Genomic DNA, 313 nt, shown 5'->3' with positions numbered 1-313 from the left:
ATGAAAATGGTCAGCCAGCAGCATCAGTAGAAGCGAAATCACCAGCAGGTGATGTGATCGGTACCTTCACTGTTGATAAAGAAACAGGTGTTGTGACCTTCACCCCAACGGATAAATCTTACTCAGGTGATGTGGTTCCAGTTAAGGTTCAAGGTAAAGATACAAACGGAACAGTTGCTGAAACAACTTACACACCGAAGATCACTCCAGTTGTCCCAACTGCTGAACCTGCAACATCTACAGATATCCAGGGTAAAACACAAACAGGTACACCAAGCTTCACACCTGGTAACCCTGCAATCCCAATGGATGA

The 313-nt window shown here is 45.0% G+C and carries 1 protein-coding gene; it reads left to right on the top strand.

Going from position 1 to position 313, the window contains the following annotated elements:
- Positions 1 to 313, top strand: a 313-nt coding sequence (locus AX663_RS01660) for a hypothetical protein (RefSeq protein WP_156430746.1), incomplete at both ends; no start/stop codon positions are given.

Origin of the sequence: Streptococcus sp. CCH8-H5 (assembly GCF_001556505.1) — a bacterium.
Taxonomy (GTDB): domain Bacteria; phylum Bacillota; class Bacilli; order Lactobacillales; family Streptococcaceae; genus Streptococcus.
The sequence above is the reverse complement of the archived record's forward strand: the minus strand, read 5'-3'. Positions and strand labels throughout refer to the sequence as shown.